Source organism: Mycobacterium ostraviense (assembly GCF_002705925.1).
Taxonomy (GTDB): domain Bacteria; phylum Actinomycetota; class Actinomycetes; order Mycobacteriales; family Mycobacteriaceae; genus Mycobacterium; species Mycobacterium ostraviense.
In genome coordinates this window covers 4513462-4532253 of sequence record NZ_NKRE01000001.1, presented here as the reverse complement: position 1 = coordinate 4532253, position 18792 = coordinate 4513462, and the positions used below count along the sequence as shown (strand labels likewise).

The window sequence follows — 18792 nt, the reverse complement described above, 5'->3', positions numbered from 1 at the left end:
GCGACGATGCGCAACGCGAAGCGTTGCGAGAAGGAGCGGGGCAATCCGGCACCGCCGAAAGCGACGATGCGCAACGCGAAGCGTTGCGAGAAGGAGCGGGGCAATCCGGCACCGCCGAAAGCGACGATGCGCAACGCGAAGCGTTGCGAGAAGGAGCGGGGCAATCCGGCACCGCCGAAAGCGACGATGCGCAACGCGAAGCGTTGCGAGAAGGAGCGGGGCAATCCGGCACCGCCGAAAGCGACGATGCGCAACGCGAAGCGTTGCAGTGTGGGAGCGCCGCTCAGCCGCGGGACTCCAGTAGGTCGATAAGCGTCTGCGCCTGCTCGTCAAGGCCGCGGTCGGGGGTGAGCCGCAGGTCGGGATTCTTCGGCCGCTGATACGGACTGTCGATCCCGGTGAAGTGCGTGATTTCACCCGCGCGCGCTTTGGCGTACAGGCCCTTGGGATCGCGGCGCTCGCAGTCTTCGAGCGGCGTGTCGCAGAACACCTCGACAAAGTCAAATCCGGCGTCGTCGTGCACTTTCCGGGCCAACGCGCGGTGCTCAGCCAGTGGGCTGATCGCCGGAACCAGCACGACGTGGCCGCAGTCGGCGAGCAGTACCGCCACATGCGCCAGCCGCCGCAGGTTTTCGGCGCGATCGGCCATACTGAATCCCAGGTCCGCGTTCAATCCGTGCCGCAGGTTGTCGCCGTCGAGAACGTAAGCGGGAACACCGCTTTCGAGCAGCTTCTGCTCCACCCGCGTGGCCACCGACGACTTGCCCGCGCCGGACAACCCGGTGAACCATACGGTGCGTCCCCGCGGCCGGTCGTCGGCTGTCACCAGCGACTTGTGCCGCACGGTGTTGGGGCTGGGCGTGTGGGCCGAGACCTCGCGCAACACCATGCCCGCCGCGACGGTTCCGTTGGTGTCGGGATCGATGAGGATGAACGATCCGGTGGCGGCGTTGCGGGTGTATTCGTCGAGCAGCAGCGGCATCTGGGTGCGCAGCGAGATCCGGCCAAGCTCGTTGAGCTTCAAGGCGGTTGCCGTCTTGTCGCGGTGCAGGGTGTTGACGTCGAGCCGGTAGTCGAGCCCGGTAACGCGGGCACGAGTGGTTCGGGTGGTGTGCTTGATGATGTAGTCCCGGCCCGGCTCCAGCACCGACGAATCCGCCATCCAGCACACCGTCGCGTCGAAACTTTGCGCGACCCTCGGCCGGTTGAGGGTGCGAGCGATCATGTCGCCGCGGGAGATGTCGATGTCGTCGGCAATGCTCACCGAGACCGCCATCGGCGGAAACGCTTCCGGCACTGGACCGTTGGGCCCTTCGATGGCGGTGATCCGGGTTGTCTTGCCGATCGGCAACACGACCACCTCGTCACCTGGACGCATTACCCCGCTGGCCACGGTGCCCGCATAGCTGCGGTGGTCTTGATGCCGAAGCGTATGCGGCCGGATGACGTACTGAACCGGGAATCGCACGTCGACCAGATTTCGGTCACCGGCGATGTAGACCTCTTCGAGATGGGTCAGCAGCGCTGGTCCCTCGTACCACGGTGTCTGGTCGGACTTGGTCACCACATTGTCGCCGTTCAGCGCGGAGATGGGGATCGTGGCCACATCTTGCACATCCAAGCGGGCGGCGAAGGCGTGGAACTCGTCCCGAATCGCCTCGAATTTGTCCTTGTCCCAACCGATCAGGTCCATCTTGTTGACCGCGAGCACAATGTGCTGAATGCCCAGCAGCGACGCCAGGAAGGCGTGCCGGCGGGACTGCTCCAGCAGCCCGTGACGAGCATCGACCAGTACGATCACCAGTTGGGCGGTCGACGCGCCAGTCACCATGTTGCGCGTGTACTGGATGTGGCCGGGGGTGTCGGCAATGATGAATTTTCGCTTGGGCGTGGCGAAGTAGCGGTAGGCGACGTCGATGGTGATGCCCTGCTCGCGCTCTGCCCGCAGACCGTCGGTGACCAGAGCCAGGTCGGTGTAGTCGTGGCCGCGTTCCCGCGACGTCTGTTCCACCGACGCCCACTGGTCTTCCATGACCGCCTTGGAGTCGTAGAGCAGCCGCCCGATCAACGTCGACTTGCCGTCGTCGACGGATCCGGCGGTCGCGATGCGCAACAGCGTGGTGGATGCAGTCATCAGAAGTACCCCTGCCGTTTGCGGTCTTCCATCCCAGCCTCTGAGATCCGGTCGTCAGCCCTGGTCGCCCCGCGTTCGGTCAGCCGGGACACCGCCGTCTCGGCGATGACTTCGGCCACCGTCGCGGCATCTGATTCCACACACCCGGTGCAGGTGACGTCACCGACGGTGCGGAACCGCACCGTGGCCTCGAATACCGGCTCGTCGGCGCGCGGCTGTAGGTAGCGATGCACGGCCAGCAGCATTCCGTCGCGCTCAAATACCTTGCGCCGGTGGGCGAAATAGATCGACGGCAAGGTGATGTTCTCCTCGCCGATGTAGGACCAGATGTCGAACTCGGTCCAGTTCGACAAGGGGAAGACCCGGATGTGCTCACCCTTGTGATGCCGTCCGTTGTAGAGGTTCCACAACTCGGGGCGCTGGGCTTTGGGGTCCCACTGGCCGAATTCGTCGCGGAAGCTGAACACCCGCTCTTTGGCACGCGCCTTCTCCTCGTCGCGCCGGGCTCCCCCGAACGCGGCGTCGAACTTGTTCTCCCGGATGGCGCGCAGCAGCGTCACGGTCTGTAGCGGATTACGCGAAGGCGGGGTTTCGACGACCCGCCCGGCGTCGATGTCGTCCTGCACCGATGCCACCACCAACCTCACCCCGGACTCGCCGACCAGCTCATCGCGGGTTGCGATCACCTCGTCGAAGTTGTGGCCGGTGTCGACGTGCATCACCGGGAACGGCGGCCGTCCCGGCCGAAACGCCTTGAGCGCCAAGTGCAGCATGACGATGGAGTCCTTGCCACCGGAGAACAGCAGCACCGGCCGTTCGAACTCAGCGGCCACTTCGCGAATGATGTGGATCGCCTCGGCTTCGAGTAAGCGCAGATGGCTCAACTCGTACTGCCCCGCCGCGGGGCCGGCCTTCACGCCGCTGGTCATGGCTTACCCGTCATAGTCCGCGCCTCATACCTGATTAAGTCGGTTGGATTGACCAGGTTTACGGTCATTGTCACCAATGGAACCAGTCTTCCCTGGCGCTGTCAACGGAACTCAGGTGCGCCGGCTGCCACCTGGGCAATCAGCGAGGTATCGGGGCCGGGCCGAGTGTCGAGGAGACGCCGCGAGACGGCGACCATCCCATGACAGCCGCTGAGGGCAGTGAACCGAGTGTTACAGCGTGACCTCGGCGAGCTTGCCGGTGGCGACGTCGAACACGAATCCGCGCACCGAGACATGTTTGGTCACGAACAGGCTGTGCTCGATGCGGCGCAACGACTGCTTGACAGCCTCGGCGACATCCGAGAATGCCTCCGCCGCCCACGGCGGTTTGACCCCGACCTCTTCGTGGATAGCGCGTTTGAACTCGTCGTCGGTAAAAGTGAGCATCCCGCAGTCGGTGTGGTGAATCAGCATGATCTCGCGGGTCCCGAGCAGTCGCTGGCTGATGGCCAACGAGCGGATCGCGTCGTCGGTAGCGACGCCGCCCGCGTTACGGATGACGTGCGCCTCCCCCTCGTTGATCCCGAGCAGGCGGTAGACATCGAGTCGGGCATCCATGCAAGCCAAGATGGCGATGTGTTTGCTGGGTGGCAGCGGTAGCGGACCCTTGAAGGTGCTCGCGTACTGGGCGTTGTGCGCCAAATATTCGTCGGTTACGGTCACACCGTCTCCTTAGTGGTCGAAACACACGGAGTTGCTGGACAGACTCGATGCCGCGGAGGAGTTTAACAATGGGCAGCTGGAGTTTCACCGGTGAAAATCAGTCGTAGCGGAATGCTTCCGGATGAACCGAACGGATCGGCGTCCTGACCCAGTTTGAGGAACCCGGTACCACCCAGCGCGTCAGCTTGGCGCGCCCGGCGAGCCGTCCGTACCGTCGCGGCCGAAGAGTGATCCGCCGACACCTGCGCTACCGGCGACACCGCCGACGCCGGGCTTCGCTCCGGGCGTACTACCGGCGTCGCCGCCGTCACCGCCCCCGTACTGAAGGAAGGTGGGGTTTCCGCCGAAGCCGTACGGAATCCGGCCAGATCCTGCGTCGCCGCCGCTGCCGCCAACGCCGCCGTCGCCATTGCGGCCGATGACCGTCTGGCCTTGGAAGTCGATCGCCACGCGGCCATTTCCGCCGCGGCCGCCGGGCCCGCCGTCGCCGCCGTCACCGAACCCCCAGCCCCTACCCCCGTGCCCGCCGGCCCGCCCGGCAGGGGCGTTGAGGTCGGCCTAAAAATGGACGCGCCGCCGGACCCGCCGGGACCACCGGAAAATACGCCGGTGCTGGTGAAATCGGCGATGCCCTGGCTACCCGCGGCGCCGGGTCCCCCGGCGCCGCCGAATCCGTACAGATAGGCGTCGCCACCATCACCGCCGCGGCCCCCGGCGACTGTCTCTTATAGCCTGCCAGCGTTCCGCCCGCCCCGCCGGCCCCGCCGTTGCCGAAGCCCCACGCGTCACCTCCGCGGCCACCGAAACCACCCTGCAGTCCGTCAATCGCACGAAAATCTGCGCCTTTGCCACCCTTTCCGCCGCTGCCGATGAATCCGGCGTCGCCGCCTTGCCCACCGGCCTGACCGGGTGCCGTCCCGTCGGCGCCGTCGCCGCCGTTCCCGATGAGCCAGCCGCCATCGCCACCGTCCTGTCCCGGGGCTACGCCGTCGGCACCGTCGCCGATCAGCGGACGCCCGGTCAGCGCTTTGGCAGGACCGTTGATCACATCGAGCAGGTGTTGCTCTGCCGCGGCGACCGCAGCGGCAGCATCGGTGCTCGCATAGGCGCCCACACTGACCTGCAGGGTGCGCACGAATTGATCATGAAACGTCGCCAGCTGTGCACTGACCGCCTGATATGCCTGCGCGTGCGCGCCGAACAACGCCGCGATGGCCGCCGACACCTCATCGGCACCCGCGGCAGCGATCGCCGTCGTCGGATAAGCGGCAGCCGCATTGGCATTGCTGATCGCCGAGCCGATCCCCGCCAGCTCCGTGGCCGCGGCGTCGACTAATTGAGGTACCGCGAATACGAACGACATTGCGCCCTCCAATACGTCCTCGCACCTGCCCAGCCCGGCCCGAATCAGCACAAAGTCTGTGGGCCGGCACTTCGACGAACCTTCAGAAGTCATGAAATGCGCCGGTCACACGCGTGATGCGGGGCCCTGCAGAAAAGGCTCGCTACTCTGTCCCAATGCGGCATGGTGGTCGGGCATGACCCGCTTTCTGGCGCGCCGGTTGCTCAACTACCTCGTGCTATTGGCGTTGGCCTCGTTTCTGACCTACTGCCTGACTTCTCTTGCGTTCTCGCCGCTGGAAAACCTGATGCAGCGCAGTCCGCGGCCGCCGCAAGCGGTGATCGACGCCAAGGCCGCCCAACTGGGGTTGAACCGGCCCATCCCGATCCGCTACGCCAACTGGGTTTCCCACGCCGTTCGCGGGGACTTCGGGGTCACCATCACCGGCCAGCCCGTCGGCGCCGAGCTGGGGCGGCGCATCGGAACCAGCCTGCGGCTGCTGATCATCGGATCGGTGGTCGGCACGATACTGGGGGTGGCGATCGGGGCGTGGGGCGCCATCCGTCAATACCGGCTCAGTGACCGCGTCATCACCATGCTGGCGCTGCTGGTGCTGAGCACCCCGACGTTCGTCGTGGCCAACCTGCTGATCCTGGGTGCCCTGCGGGTCAACTGGGGGCTGGGCCTGCAACTGTTCGACTACACCGGCGAGACCGCACCGGGCGTGGCCGCCGGGACCTGGGAAGCCTTCGGTGACCGGTTGAAGCACCTGGTGCTGCCGTCGCTCACGCTGGCGCTGGGAGCTGCCGCCGGTTACAGCCGCTATCAGCGCAACGCGATGCTCGACGTCCTGGGGCAGGATTTCATCCGCACCGCCCGCGCCAAGGGGCTGACCCGGCGGCGAGCGCTGATCAAACACGGGCTGCGGACCGCGCTGATACCGATGGCCACGCTGTTCGCCTACGGGGTGGCCGGACTGGTCACCGGAGCGGTTTTTGTCGAGAAGATCTTCGGCTGGCACGGCATGGGTGAATGGATGGTCCGCGGCATTTCAACCCAGGACACCAATATCGTCGCGGCGATCACGGTGTTCTCCGGGGCAGTGGTCTTGCTGGCCGGTCTGCTCTCCGATGTCATCTACGCGGCGCTGGATCCGAGAGTGCGAGTAGCATGACCGCCTTGGCCCAGCCAGAGGTCGCCGATTTCACGTCGCGGCGCACCCTGGTGCTGCGCCGGTTCCTGCGCAACCGGTCCGCGGTGGTCTCCCTCGTGGTGCTGGTGCTGCTGTTCGTCGGCTGCTACACGCTGCCCGCGCTGCTGCCCTATTCCTACGAGGACCTTGATTTCGACGCCCTCCTGCAACCGCCCGATACGCGTCACTGGCTGGGCACCAATGCATTGGGCCAAGACCTGCTGGCGCAGATATTGCGGGGCATGCAGAAGTCGATGCTGATCGGTGTATGTGTCGCCGTGATCTCCACCGGCATCGCCGCCACCGTCGGCGCGATTTCGGGGTATTTCGGCGGCTGGCGAGACCGGGCACTCATGTGGGTGGTCGACCTGCTGCTGGTGGTGCCCAGCTTCATCCTGATCGCCATCGTCACTCCGCGAACCAAGAATTCGGCCAACATCATGTTCCTGGTGTTGCTGCTGGCCGGCTTCGGCTGGATGGTGAGCTCACGCATGGTGCGCGGCATGACCATGAGCTTGCGAGAGCGCGAATTCATCAGTGCGGCACGGTTTATGGGGGTTTCCAGCCGCAAGATCATCACCGGCCACGTGATCCCGAACGTGGCGTCGATCCTGATCATCGACGCGGCCCTCAACGTGGCATCCGCCATCTTGGCCGAAACCGGTTTGAGCTTCCTCGGTTTCGGCATCCAGCCACCCGATGTGTCGCTGGGCACGTTGATCGCCGACGGCACCCAGTCAGCGACGACGTACCCGTGGGTCTTCCTGTTTCCGGCCGGCGTCCTGGTGCTGATTCTGGTGTGCGCCAACCTGACCGGTGATGGCCTGCGCGATGCCCTGGATCCCGGCAGCAGAACACTGCGCCGTGGTGAGCGATGACCCCGCTCCTCGAGGTGACCGACCTGGCTGTCGCCTTCCCTACCGACGGCGATCCGGTGACCGCGGTGCGCGGCATCAGCTACCGCGTCGACCCGGGCGAAGTGGTGGCGATGGTCGGCGAATCGGGGTCGGGTAAGTCCGCGGCGGCGATGGCGGTGGTGGGCCTGCTGCCCGAGTACGCCGAGGTGCGCGGCTCGGTGCGACTGCAGGGAACCGAACTGCTCGGTCTTGGCGACGACGGGATGTCACGGTTCCGCGGCAAGGTGATCGGCACGGTGTTCCAGGATCCGATGTCTGCCCTGACGCCCGTCTACACCGTCGGCGACCAGATCGCCGAAGCGATCCGGGTGCATCAGCCCCGCGTCGGTAAGCAGGAGGCCCGCCGACGCGCCGTGGAACTCCTTGAGCTGGTGGGTATCTCGCAAGCGCAGCGGCGGGCCCGCGCGTTCCCGCACGAACTCTCCGGTGGCGAGCGGCAGCGTGTGGTGATCGCGATCGCGATTGCCAACGATCCGGATCTGTTGATCTGCGACGAGCCGACCACCGCACTCGACGTCACCGTGCAGGCGCAGATCCTCGACGTGCTCAGGACGGCCCGCGACGTCACCGGCGCCGGGGTATTGATCATCACCCACGACCTCGGGGTGGTCGCCGAGTTCGCCGACCGGGCGCTGGTGATGTACGCCGGCCGGGTCGTCGAGTCCGCCGGGGTCAATGACCTTTACCGCGATCGCCAGATGCCCTACACCGTCGGACTGTTGGGATCGGTCCCCCGCCTGGACGCCGCGCAGGGCACCCGGCTGGTGCCGATTCCCGGTGCCCCACCGTCGCTGGCCGGTATGGATCCCGGTTGCCCGTTCGCGCCCCGGTGCCCGCTGGTGATCGACGAATGCCGCAGCGCCGAGCCGGAATTGATCGAAGTCGGCGCGGATCACCGGGCAGCCTGCATCCGCACCGACCAGGTCAATGGCCGCAGCGCCGCCGACATCTACGGTGTCAAAACCGAGCGCATCGCGCCAGAACCTCACGACACGCCGGTCGTCGTGCGGGTGAGCGGCCTGGTCAAGACCTACCGGCTGACCAAGGGCGTGCTGTTACGCCGGTCGATCGGTGAGGTTCGCGCCGTGGATGGCGTCAGTTTCGAACTGCAGCAGGGCCGCACGCTGGGCATCGTCGGTGAATCAGGCTCGGGCAAGTCGACCACCCTGCACCAGATCCTGGAATTGGTTGTGCCGCAATCGGGATCGATCGAAGTGCTGGGCACCGATGTCGCCACCCTGACCCCGTCGAGCCGGCGCTCGCTGCGCCGCGACATCCAGGTCGTCTTCCAAGACCCGGTGGCCTCGCTGGATCCGCGGCTTCCCGTCTCTGATCTGCTAGCAGAACCGTTGCAGGCCAACGGCTTCAGCAAGACCGACACGCACGCCCGGGTGGCCGAGCTGCTCGACATCGTCGGGCTGCGCCGCTCCGATGCCAGTCGCTATCCCGCCGAGTTCTCCGGCGGGCAAAAGCAGCGCATCGGTATCGCCAGGGCGCTGGCGTTGCAGCCCAGAATCCTGGCGCTCGACGAACCGGTATCCGCGCTCGACGTGTCGATCCAGGCCGGCATCATCAACCTGCTCCTGGACCTGCAAGAGCAACTCCAGCTATCATATTTGTTTGTCTCCCATGACCTTTCGGTGGTCAAGCACCTCGCCCACGATGTTGTCGTCATGTATGCCGGCGCCATCGTCGAGCAGGGCGACAGCCGGGAGGTTTTCAGCAATCCGCAACACGAGTACACGCGGCGGCTGCTTGGTGCAGTGCCGCAACCGAATCCCAGGCAATCATGACCAACCGGACCCGCCTCATCCTTGCGCCGCTGATCGCCGCCCTGGTGGTGGCCGGCTGCTCGGCCGCACCCGTGACGCCGTCGGCCGCGCCGAACGGCGCCGTCGGCACGACCAGCGACATCAACCCGCAGGACCCCGCCACGCTGCGCGACGGCGGCAACCTGCGGCTGGCGCTCAGCGACTTCCCGCCCAACTTCAATATCCTGCACATCGACGGCAATTCGGCCGAGGTATCGGCGATGCTGAAGGCCACCATGCCGCGCGCGTTCGTCATCGGGCCCGACGGCTCGACCACAGTCGACACCAACTACTTCACCAGCGTCGAACTCACCCAGGCCGACCCGCAGGTAATCACCTACACCATCAATCCCAAGGCATTCTGGTCCGACGGCACGCCGATCACCTGGCGTGACATCGCCAGTCAAATCCACGCGACCAGCGGCGCCGACAAGGACTTCGCGATCGCGTCGCTCAACGGCGCCGACCGTGTCGCCTCGGTGACCCGGGGCGTCGACGACCGCCAGGCCGTCGTGACCTTCGCCCAGCATTACGCGGAGTGGCGGGGAATGTTCGCCGGCAACGGGATGCTGCTGCCCAGCAGCATGACCGCCACCCCCGAGGCATTCAACAAGGGCCAGCTGGAGGCGCCAGGCCCGTCCGCCGGCCCGTTCATCGTGACCTCGCTGGATCGGAGCACGCAGCGAATCGTCTTGTCCCGCAACCCTAAATGGTGGGGTGAGCAGCCGAAGCTGGACAGCATCACCTACCTGGTTCTCGACGACGCCGCACGGTTGCCGGCGCTGCAGAACGCCACGATCGACGCCACCGGGATCGGCTCGCTCGATCAGCTCACCATCGCCGAGCGCACCAAGGGCATCTCGATCCGCCGCGCGCCGGCCCCGAGCTGGAGCCACTTCACCCTCAACGGCGCGCCCGGAGCGATCCTGGCCGACCCGGCGCTGCGCCTGGCGGTCTGCAAGGGGATCGACCGCCGGACCATCGCCAAAGTGGCCCTCTACGGCCTCACCAGCGATCCGGTCCCACTGAACAACCACATCTTCGTCGCCGGGCAGGAGGGCTATCACGACAACAGCACCCCCTACGACCCGGAGCAGGCCAAGCGGGACCTCGACGCGCTGGGCTGGAGGCTCAACGGCAAGTTCCGGGAGAAGAACGGTCGCCAGCTGGTGGTGCGTTTGCTGTTCTACGATGCGCAGAGCACTCGGCAGTTCGCGCAGGTCGCTCAGCACAGCCTGGCGCAGATCGGGGTGAAACTCGAGTTGCAATCCCGTTCCGGTAGTGGCTTTTTCAGCAACTACGTCAACGTGGGAGCCTTCGATATCGCGTTGTTCGGGTGGGTCGGCGACGCGTTTCCGCTGTCGTCGCTCACCCAGATCTACACCTCGGACGGGGAAAGCAATTTCGGCAAGATTGGCAGCCCCGAGATCGACGCCGCCATCGAGCGGACGCTGCAGGAACTCGGTCCCGCCAAGGCCCGTGCGCTGGCCAACGAGGTCGACAAACTGGTGTGGGCGGAAGGATTCAGCCTGCCGCTGACCCAATCACCCGGAACCATCGCGGTGCGTAGCACGCTGGCCAATTTCGGTGCCACCGGTCTGGCCGACCTCGATTACACCGCAATCGGATTCATGCGGGACTGACCTGGCGCCGCGCCGGTAGGACGGCCGCCTCCGCGGCGGCGGCCAGGTCGATCACCTTCCACAGCAGCCGCACCGGCGCCCGTGCCGGCATGGCGTCGAGCACCGGCGCCTGGCCGGTGAGCCGGTCGTGTTCGCCGCGGCATACCGCGGCGGCGATGGCCAGGGCGGCGGGCTCCCGAAAGTCCAGGGCGCTGTGCGCCATGGTCGGTAGTTCCAAGGGCACCGCGTTGGGCACCAGCGCCGCCACCCGTTCGGCTACCGCCGGCGGGGTGATGAGGTCGCGGCCACCGGCTACGACCACCGTCGGCCAGCCGAACTTCGGCATCTCTGCCACCAAGTCATACGGCTCGGACTCGAAGGCGGCTGTTGCTTTCAGGGTTTCCCGCATTGCCACGGCGGGGTCGAGGGGCAGGCCGTCGGGCTCGGCGGCGTAGTCGAGTTCGCGGAATGCGATGCGGCTGACCAGATCGTTCTCGTAGCGGTAGGGCACCTTCCGATTGACGGCGGTGGTGACCCGGCAGAGCCCGCGCCACAGCATCGTTCGGCCGTCGAGCAATAGGTCCAGTTGCCGGCCGAGGAGCTTGGCGCCACCGTAGCCGTAAATTGCCGCGGCGGCCTGGGCCGCCGAGGCGGTCATCACCCCGGAGTCGACCAACCGGCGAACCTTGGGCGCCAGCGCGGCCGTCTCCGGACTGTCGCCCTTGAGCAGCAGCCCGCGGATAGCGTCGCGCGCCAGCGCTATGTCGTGGCGCGACAGCACCGGGGAGTCGAGGATCATCGCCTTCACCCGGCCGGGATGACGCACCCCCAAGCCCGCCGCGATATAGGTGCCGTATGACGTGCCGTAGACGACGGCCGAGTCCACGTGCGCGTCGTCGAGCACCGCGGCCACGTCATCGACGACCTGGTCGATGGTTAGCGCCTCGGGCGGCAGATCGGCGCCCGAGGCGTCGTGGCGCGACATGCCCACCCCACGGTGCTCGATCATGATCACGTCCAGACCCGCCGCGGCGGCTCGCCGGCGCAGCCCCTGATACAACCGCATCGACGCCACTCCCGGTCCTCCCGGGATGATGACCAGCGGGTGCGCCGATTTGCGTCCGGTGCGCACGTAGTACAGGTCGAACTCGTCGTCACTTTCGGGCGACACCGGCCGGCGCACCGGCCGCACCCCTGGCAGTTTCGCCAATTTCTCGTGCACCCGGCGCCTTTTGGCATTCATCGTCATCGTATTTGCCCCGCCATGCGTACCATTCTGCCGACAACCGCCGCGCTCGGCAGTTCAGCGGGGCGGCCTCAGCTGCGCAGGAGGTCGGCGGCCTTCTCTCCGATCAGCACCGATGGCGCGTGGGTGTGTCCCCTGATGGTGCTCGGCATCACCGATGCGTCGGCGACGCGGAGCCGGTCGACGCCGCGGACCCGCAGCTGCGGATCGGCCACGCTGTTATCGTCGGTGCCCATCCGGCACGTGCCCAACGGATGGTAGAGGGTGTGCGAGCACGTTTCCAGGGCCAACTCGAGCGTTGTTTCGTCCAGCTCGGCGCAATTGCGCGGCCGGGCGATGGGCCCGAGCAGGCCCTTGAGTGAAGGCGCTGCGGCGATGCGGGCACACATCCGCAGGCCGGCCATCATCGCGGCCCGGTCGGTTCCTTGGCGATCCGAGAGATAGCGCGGGTCGATGATCGGTTTGGCATGCGGGTCGGCCGAACGCAGCGTGATCTGGCCGCGGCTTTCCGGGGCGACCAGGATCGGCCCGAGCACCACCCCGTGGCCCGGCGGCTGGACAAGCAGACCCTCGTCGTAAAAGGGCGCCGGGGCAAAGATCAGCTCCAGATCGGGCAGCTCGAGATCGGGTCGGCTGCGGACGAAGCCGTATGCCTCGCCGACGTTGGACGTGAGCATGCCGCGGCGCCGCAGCAGCAGATAGTCGAGCACCTGTCGTGGCTTCTCGGCCGCGGCCAGGCTGTCGCCGGCGACGTCGAACCCCATCGGTGTGACCAGGTGATCCAGCAGGTTCTGCCCTACTTCCGGTGAGTGGTGAACGGTGTGGATGCCGTGCTCGGCGAGGTGAACGCGGTCCCCGATGCCGGAGAGCATCAACAGCTGCGGGCTGTTGACGGCGCCGCCGCACAGCACCACCTCGCGGCGGGCGTGGACCACGCAGGGTTGGCCGCCACGCTGGTATTCCACGCCGACCGCCCGGTTTCCGTCGATCACGATTCGGGTCGCGGTGGCCTCGGTGAGCACAAGCAGGTTCTTGCGGCGCAGCGCGGGTTTGAGGTAGGCGTCGGCGGTGCTGTATCGCGCACCTCGACGCTGGGTGACAATCGTCTCGCAAAACCCTTCCGGGTCAGCAGAATTGGGCTGCGCACCCGCAAAGCCGCACTCACGTGTCGCGGCCAGGAAGGCCGCGGTCGACGGCCGGGGGCTGCGCTGACGGGAGATGTGCAGCGGACCGGTCACCCCGCTGTCGTCTCCGCTGACGAAGTGCCAAGCGGCGGTGACGTTTTCGATCCGACGGAAATACCCGAGCACTTCAGTGTAGGACCACTGCGGGCCGGCACGCCGCGCCCACTCGTCGTAGTCCGATTTGAACCCGCGCACCCACATCATCGCATTCATCGCCGATGAGCCACCGAGCACTTTGCCTCGGGGCCAATAGATTTCACGATCGCCGAGCCCCGGCTGCGGTTCGGTCAGGTAGTCCCAGTCGATCTCACTGCGGAACAACTTGGAAAACGCCGCCGGAATACCGATGAAACGGTTCTTATCCCGGGGGCCGGCTTCCAGCGCCACTACCGAGGTTGCCGGATCGGCGCTGAGCCGATTGGCCACGACCGCCCCGGCCGATCCGGTGCCGACCAGCACGTAGTCGCATTGGATGTCCACCGCTGGTGCGTGGCGTCGGTTGCTAGGCATGGAGATCGATGCGGTGCGCGTTAGTGACACCGTCGTAGCGGTCGGGGCTGCACGTCAGCACGATCACCTGTCCGTAGGTGCCCACAGTGTCGAATACCTCCCCCATCGTGGCCAACCGTTCCGGATCGGTGAACCCTAGCGCGTCGTCGACCACCACCGGAACGGTGTCCTCCTTGGCGACCAGGGCCGCTCCGGCGAACCGGGCCAGGATGCCGAGCTGCTCTTTGGCGCCTCCAGACAACGACTCGTAGGGCACCGTGGTGCCGTCGAGGGTGCGGCTGCGGATCTTCAAGTCACTGTCGATATCGACCTCGAAGGTATGCCCGAACACCGGACGACCGAGCCGGTGCAGCTCCTCGCGGTACGGCTGGATGTAACGCAAGCGGGTGCTGTCGCGGTGGCGTGCCATCACCGAGCGCAGCAGCTGCGCGGCCCGGGCTCGGCGGCCGACGCGGGCGTGCCGGCTCGCGGCGTGCTCACGCTCCGTCTCGGCGGCGTCGAGTTTGCCTTTGCGGCCCTCGCTGCCGAACACTGAGAGTTCAATGCTGATCTCTCGCAACGCGCTTACGGCATCGTCGTGGCTTTGGCGCAGCGACTCTGCCATGTCGGTGGCTTCCTTCAGCTCGGCGGCCACCGCCTCGGGCGCCATAGCCGCGAGGGCTTCGGCCAGTTCGGCCACCCGCTGCTCGGCGGTCTCTCGCGAGCGCAGATCCGCGTCGGCTTTGACCGCCAGCTGTGCATCGCTGACCGAGGCTCGCGCCTGCGCCAACCGGGCTCGGGCCGAGTCGAGTTCGGCGAGTTGAGTTTCCACTTTGTGCCTTAGCACGGTTGCCTGCGTGGACGTCTCGGCGAGCTGCCGACCAGCGGTTGCGGCAGCCCGGCGCCGGGTCTCACATTCGATCGCCGCGGCCGTGCGGGCCGCCTCGGCCGCTTGCAGTTCGCCGCGGGCGGCCGCAGCGTCCGTCGCGAACAGATCCGGCTCGGCCGGGTGACTGGCACGCAACTGACCCAGCCGGGCGCGGAGTTGATCCACCTGTTCGTCGCCGCACAGGCCGGCCAGGGTGGCGGTCAGCTGATCGCGCTTGCTGTGCAGTTCCCGGCGCCGCTGGTCGGCAGCTCGCGCATCCGCCACGCTGGTGATCCCGCCGGCCGTCAAGGAGTCAGCCAGCTCTTGTTGTGCCGCAACATGTTTGGCCTGCATCTCCTGCGCGGCAGGGCCGTGGCTGATTCGCGCGGTGAGGATGCCCGGCACCGTCACCTCGGCGGGCCCGGCGGCCGTGATCGACCAGCATTCGCCCGCCGCCAGCGACACCCGTTGCTCGCCGACGACAAGCTCGATGTCGACAGCGGCGGTGAATTCCACCGCGGCGGAGATCGACGCCAGCTGTCCGTCTGATCGATCGGCAGCCGCGGCAGCCGCGTCGATTCGACACATCACCTGTTCGGTCACCGTCACTGCGGACAGCTCTGCACAGACCCGGTCACGTTCGCGGTAGATGGCGTCGATCCTGGCCAGCCGGGCACCTAGCCGGTCAGCCTCCTCGCGCTCGACAATCTGGTCGAGCGAGCGCCGGGCGGACTCGGCGCGGGCTTGGGCGGCCGTCAACACCTGTATGGCCTCCTCCACCGCCGCGTCACAGACCGCAGCCGCCGCCGCTGCCGACGCCTGCTCGGCGACGGCTTGGTGCGCCTCGACCTGCAGGGCCGCGAAGGTTGCGGCGCGAGCGTCGACGTCGGCGGCAAGGGCCAGCCGCTCCGCATGCGCTGTCGTCGATGCGGCACCGGCCGCGGCCGCAGCGGCGGCGACGAGTTTGGCTTCCCGCTCTTCGTTGGTGAGCGCGGCAATCTTGTCGGCCGCGGCCTGCGCCGCAGCAAGCCGAGGACCGGCGTTGCGGTGTTGCTGCGACAACTCGGCCACCCGTCGGGTCAGCTCAGCATGGCGACGGACTCGCTCGTCGACCTCGGCCACGGCGGCCGCACACGCTGCCACCGCGGCCTCGGCGTCGGCGAGCCGGGTGATGGCGGCGGCCCATTCCCCGGTGGGCCGCCCGGTCGCGGTGAAGTAGCGCGCATATTCGGCGTCGATCCGCTCGATCAACAAGGGCTCGGTGCCCGGCAGCGCCGCGTCGTCGCCGGCCGCCACATCGAGCGCGCGCGACAACGCATCGCACCCCGACAGGTCCACCGCGACCGTCGACGCCGCCTGCAGCACTCGCTGCGCATGCCAGAGTTCGGTATCGACGGTCTCGGCCAGCATTGACCGCACCCGATCGTGTGCCTCATCGCCGGTCAGCTGTTCGCGGCGCGGCGCCACGATGGTCAGCTCGGTCTCGGGCCGCTTGTGGAAGCGCTTACGGTAGACGAAACGATAAGCGCCACTGCTTATTTCGGCGGTGACTTCGGAGCCGACGTCCGCGTTGGTCGGCTTGACCTGCTTGACGTCCTTCTTCGTCGAACGATCCTTGGATTCCAGCAGCAGGTCCAGCGCCTCGATCATCGACGACTTGCCGCTCTCGTTGGCGCCGCACACCACCACCACGCCGTGATCGGGAATCTCGATCTCCCGGTGGGAGATACCGCGGTAGTTCGACAGGACGAGCCGGTGCAGCTTCATGCGACGCCCCGGTCCGTCAGCCGCAGCAGCAGCGCCAAGGCCGCCTGGGCATCCACAGCCTCATCTCCCTCGCCCGCGCGCGCCGTTGCGACCAGCTCCTCGACCGCGGCGGCGGCGAACCCCCCGATGCCGAGGTCGCAGAATTCGCCGTCGGCCGGTACCACCGCCAGATCGGTGTGCCGCTCCCATATGCCCAGCCACGCGAACAACCGCGCGTACTTGTCCAGGCAAGCGTCCAACGTGGCGTGGTCGGTGACCGTTAGTGAGCCGGTCAGTGCCAGCCGCACCACGGTGCGTTCCTTGTCGGTCATCAGATCCAGGTTCATGTCCAGGTCGGCGATGTCGCGGCTGGTGTCCACCTGGGTGTGCAACGTGACGAAACGCCAACGCCCGACATGCCTGGCGTCGACGGCTACCGGACGTCGTGCATCGGTTTCGTCGATGTCGACCACCAAGACGTAACCCGGATCTGCTTCGACATCATCGAAATTGGTGACCTCGGGCGAGCCGGAGTACCACACCCGGCCGCTGTCGCCGACCTGGGTGCGTGAATGCTTATCGCCAAGGGCCACATAGTGAATCAGGCCGGCAGCCAATGCCCGGTCGAGTTCGCCGAGGTGGATCAGGGAGGGCTTGTCGCGGTCGGGATCCAAGACGTCGACGCCGCCGTGGGCGACGAGCACCCGGGTGACATCGGCAGCGGAAAGGCAGGTCAAGCCCTCCAGCACCTCGGCGACCAGGTCAGTGGTGGGCGCTTTCGACCGCCACGGTGCGGCGACAATCTGCAGACCCGGCCGGACCTCATGGACGCCGGGCCGGTCGAGCACCACCACATTGTCTGGACGTTCGGCCCGGAACAGCGCGCTGGTGTACACCGACGATGCGTCCAACGGGTCATGGTTGCCGGGCAGCAGATAGACGGGAATTCCGATGGCGCGCATGGCTTCCAGGGACTGGCCGATCACCTGCGGAGCGAGTTGGTTGTGTTCGAAGACGTCGCCGGCCGCCACCACGAATTCGGCGCCGACCTCGGCGGCCAGCGCTTTGAGTCCGGCGACTGCGTCGCGGCGGGCCGCCGAATAACGTGGCTGAGCGTCGCCGGCCAGGAAGTGCCGGGTCATGCCCAGCTGCCAGTCGGCGGTATGCAGGAATCGCATCCCGGCACCCTCCTTCCCAAGGCTGCTCGTCATAGGCACCGCGAGTGTAGGACTCGGTGCCGACAAGTCGCGGGACCTCGCTCGGCAGGTTCGCTTCGGGCCGCGGCGTCGTTGACAGGACAGTCACTCGCGTCACTCTGGTTTCGCGGACGAAGTCTTTGAGTTCCTCGGCGGAGTCAACTGACGGCGCGTGTTGAGGTGCTTTGCCGTTGACTCACCGGCGGCAGGGGCGGCAGCAGTTGCGGCGGGCTTGGGCAGAGATGGACCTTGGCAGGCTCGTCGTCCGCCGCTTTCGCAATCGGTCATCACGGCACCGAATTGTGCAGCGGCGGGCTTGATCTCAGCGTTCCCCGCAAGCGTGGGGGTCAAGCGGGTTGAGCCGGTTGACGATCAGCGGGTCGGCGCTGGTGAACGGGAAGTCGGGGAGGTCCTCGAGGTGGGTGTTGAATGTCGCCGCGAGCACTTCGCGCGAGTAAGCACTCACCGACGTCCGATAGCCGATGTCGCCGGGGGTCGGCTGGTCGAAGAAGATGCAGAAGTGCATTTCCGGGGCGTCAACAACCTCGATGTGGTGCGGGTAGGCGCGGGGAATGAAGTAGACGTCGCCCTGCCGCAGGTACCAGGTGTCCAGCTTGCCGCCGGGATTCATCACGGTCATGCGCGCCGAGCCCCGGTTGACGTAGCCCATCTCGGCGGTGATCGGGTGCCAGTGCGGCTCACGCATCCCGTCCTCACGGATTCGTAAGGAGTACATCGATAAGTCTTTGAGTGCAGTCCAATATTGCAGCCGCGCGGTCCGTGCGGAGCCGACGGCCATGCTCACGGGCGCAGTCATCGCGTCGACGGAAAATTTGTGTGGGTCGTTGAAGCGTGCCGTGTCAGGGACATCCAGCGCCCCGGGGCGCGCGGCTAGTGCCCGGTCAGTGGTGCTGCGGCGCATCGCGGCGAAATCCGAGGCCGGCAGGTCGTAGGTGTTGCCGAGCACCGCGTCGGTCATGGCGCCAAAGGCTGCCCCGAGCCCGAAGTCCTCGGGCCGTTCGTTGCGGAACGCGATGACGAATTCGCACACGTCGGTGCCGATGTTTTCGATGTGGTGCAGCGAACCGGAGTCGATGTGGAACATGTCGCCGGCGTGCACCACGAATGAGGCGAACTGGCTACCGGTGTCGAGCACCGAGACCAGAGCGGTGCCCGAAACACAGTAGGTCAGTTCGTTGGTATTGGCGTGCCAGTGGGGTGTCCGCATCGCGCCCGGGTTGATCAGCAGCCGCTTGATCGACAGGCCCTTCAGGATGGGGAAGGTGTTGGCCGTCAGCCGCTGGATGGAACCGAGGTCGGACTCTTCGACGATTTCACCGTCAATCAGTGATACGACGTGTGTGCTTGTCTGCGTGAGCATTTCATTCTCCTC

The 18792-nt window shown here is 66.7% G+C and carries 13 protein-coding genes and 2 pseudogenes; 5 read left to right on the top strand and 10 right to left on the bottom strand.

From position 1 onward, the window contains the following. The first annotated feature begins 6 nt into the window (after positions 1-6). Positions 7-312 carry a hypothetical protein gene (locus tag CDN38_RS29035; protein WP_142361307.1) on the top strand — a complete coding sequence of 102 codons (306 nt, stop codon included), beginning with the start codon at positions 7-9 and terminating at the stop codon, positions 310-312. Here the strand turns inward: CDN38_RS29035 and cysC are convergent. From cysC to CDN38_RS31945, 5 genes and pseudogenes are all read right to left on the bottom strand, one after another. Further along, positions 284-2134 (bottom strand): adenylyl-sulfate kinase, encoded by a 1851-nt coding sequence (cysC, locus tag CDN38_RS21165; protein WP_075513648.1) that lies wholly within the window; start codon positions 2132-2134, stop codon positions 284-286. The two genes, CDN38_RS29035 and cysC, sit on opposite strands and share 29 nt — an antisense overlap. Then, positions 2134-3131 (bottom strand): annotated as a pseudogene (gene cysD, locus CDN38_RS21160) (sulfate adenylyltransferase subunit CysD). Before cysD ends, cysC begins: the two are co-directional and overlap by 1 nt. A 163-nt stretch (positions 3132-3294) precedes the next feature. After that, positions 3295-3786: a beta-class carbonic anhydrase gene (locus CDN38_RS21155; protein ID WP_075513650.1), complete on the bottom strand. Its 492-nt coding sequence runs from the start codon at positions 3784-3786 to the stop codon at positions 3295-3297. A gap of 180 nt (positions 3787-3966) precedes the next feature. Beyond that, positions 3967-4236, bottom strand: a complete 270-nt coding sequence (locus CDN38_RS21150) for a hypothetical protein (protein ID WP_075513651.1) — start codon at positions 4234-4236, stop codon at positions 3967-3969. A 116-nt stretch (positions 4237-4352) separates the two neighbouring features. Next, positions 4353-5149, bottom strand: a pseudogene (locus CDN38_RS31945) (PE family protein); the annotation flags it as partial. A gap of 175 nt (positions 5150-5324) precedes the next feature. Here CDN38_RS31945 and CDN38_RS21140 point away from each other — a divergent pair. The 4 genes from CDN38_RS21140 to CDN38_RS21125 are packed head-to-tail and all read left to right on the top strand — an operon-like array spanning position 5325 to position 10691. Further along, the gene (locus tag CDN38_RS21140) at positions 5325-6302 is read left to right on the top strand and encodes an ABC transporter permease (RefSeq protein ID WP_075512680.1); all 978 of its coding nucleotides are present in this window, start codon (positions 5325-5327) and stop codon (positions 6300-6302) included. Beyond that, a complete protein-coding gene (locus CDN38_RS21135) occupies positions 6299-7198 on the top strand; it encodes an ABC transporter permease (protein WP_075512679.1) in 900 nt (299 codons plus the stop codon). Before CDN38_RS21140 ends, CDN38_RS21135 begins: the two co-directional genes overlap by 4 nt. Next, complete coding sequence (locus CDN38_RS21130; RefSeq protein WP_075512678.1) at positions 7195-9030, top strand: dipeptide ABC transporter ATP-binding protein; 1836 nt, start codon at positions 7195-7197, stop codon at positions 9028-9030. The genes CDN38_RS21135 and CDN38_RS21130 overlap by 4 nt, the downstream gene beginning before the upstream one ends. After that, a complete protein-coding gene (locus CDN38_RS21125; RefSeq protein ID WP_075512677.1) occupies positions 9027-10691 on the top strand; it encodes an ABC transporter family substrate-binding protein in 1665 nt (554 codons plus the stop codon). The genes CDN38_RS21130 and CDN38_RS21125 overlap by 4 nt, the downstream gene beginning before the upstream one ends. Here the strand turns inward: CDN38_RS21125 and CDN38_RS21120 are convergent. From CDN38_RS21120 to CDN38_RS21100, 5 genes are all read right to left on the bottom strand, one after another. Beyond that, on the bottom strand, positions 10678-11919 hold the full coding sequence (locus tag CDN38_RS21120; RefSeq protein ID WP_075512676.1) for an alpha/beta fold hydrolase: 1242 nt from the start codon (positions 11917-11919) through the stop codon (positions 10678-10680). The genes CDN38_RS21125 and CDN38_RS21120 overlap by 14 nt on opposite strands. Positions 11920-11987: 68 nt before the next feature. Further along, complete coding sequence (locus CDN38_RS21115; RefSeq protein WP_099319161.1) at positions 11988-13580, bottom strand: GMC family oxidoreductase; 1593 nt, start codon at positions 13578-13580, stop codon at positions 11988-11990. Positions 13581-13602: 22 nt separating this feature from the next. Further along, positions 13603-16224: an AAA family ATPase gene (locus tag CDN38_RS21110; protein ID WP_099319160.1), complete on the bottom strand. Its 2622-nt coding sequence runs from the start codon at positions 16222-16224 to the stop codon at positions 13603-13605. After that, a complete protein-coding gene (locus tag CDN38_RS21105) occupies positions 16221-17381 on the bottom strand; it encodes a metallophosphoesterase family protein (protein WP_075512685.1) in 1161 nt (386 codons plus the stop codon). The genes CDN38_RS21110 and CDN38_RS21105 overlap by 4 nt, the downstream gene beginning before the upstream one ends. A gap of 340 nt (positions 17382-17721) precedes the next feature. After that, a complete protein-coding gene (locus tag CDN38_RS21100; protein WP_075512673.1) occupies positions 17722-18780 on the bottom strand; it encodes a cupin domain-containing protein in 1059 nt (352 codons plus the stop codon). Positions 18781-18792: the final 12 nt, after the last annotated feature.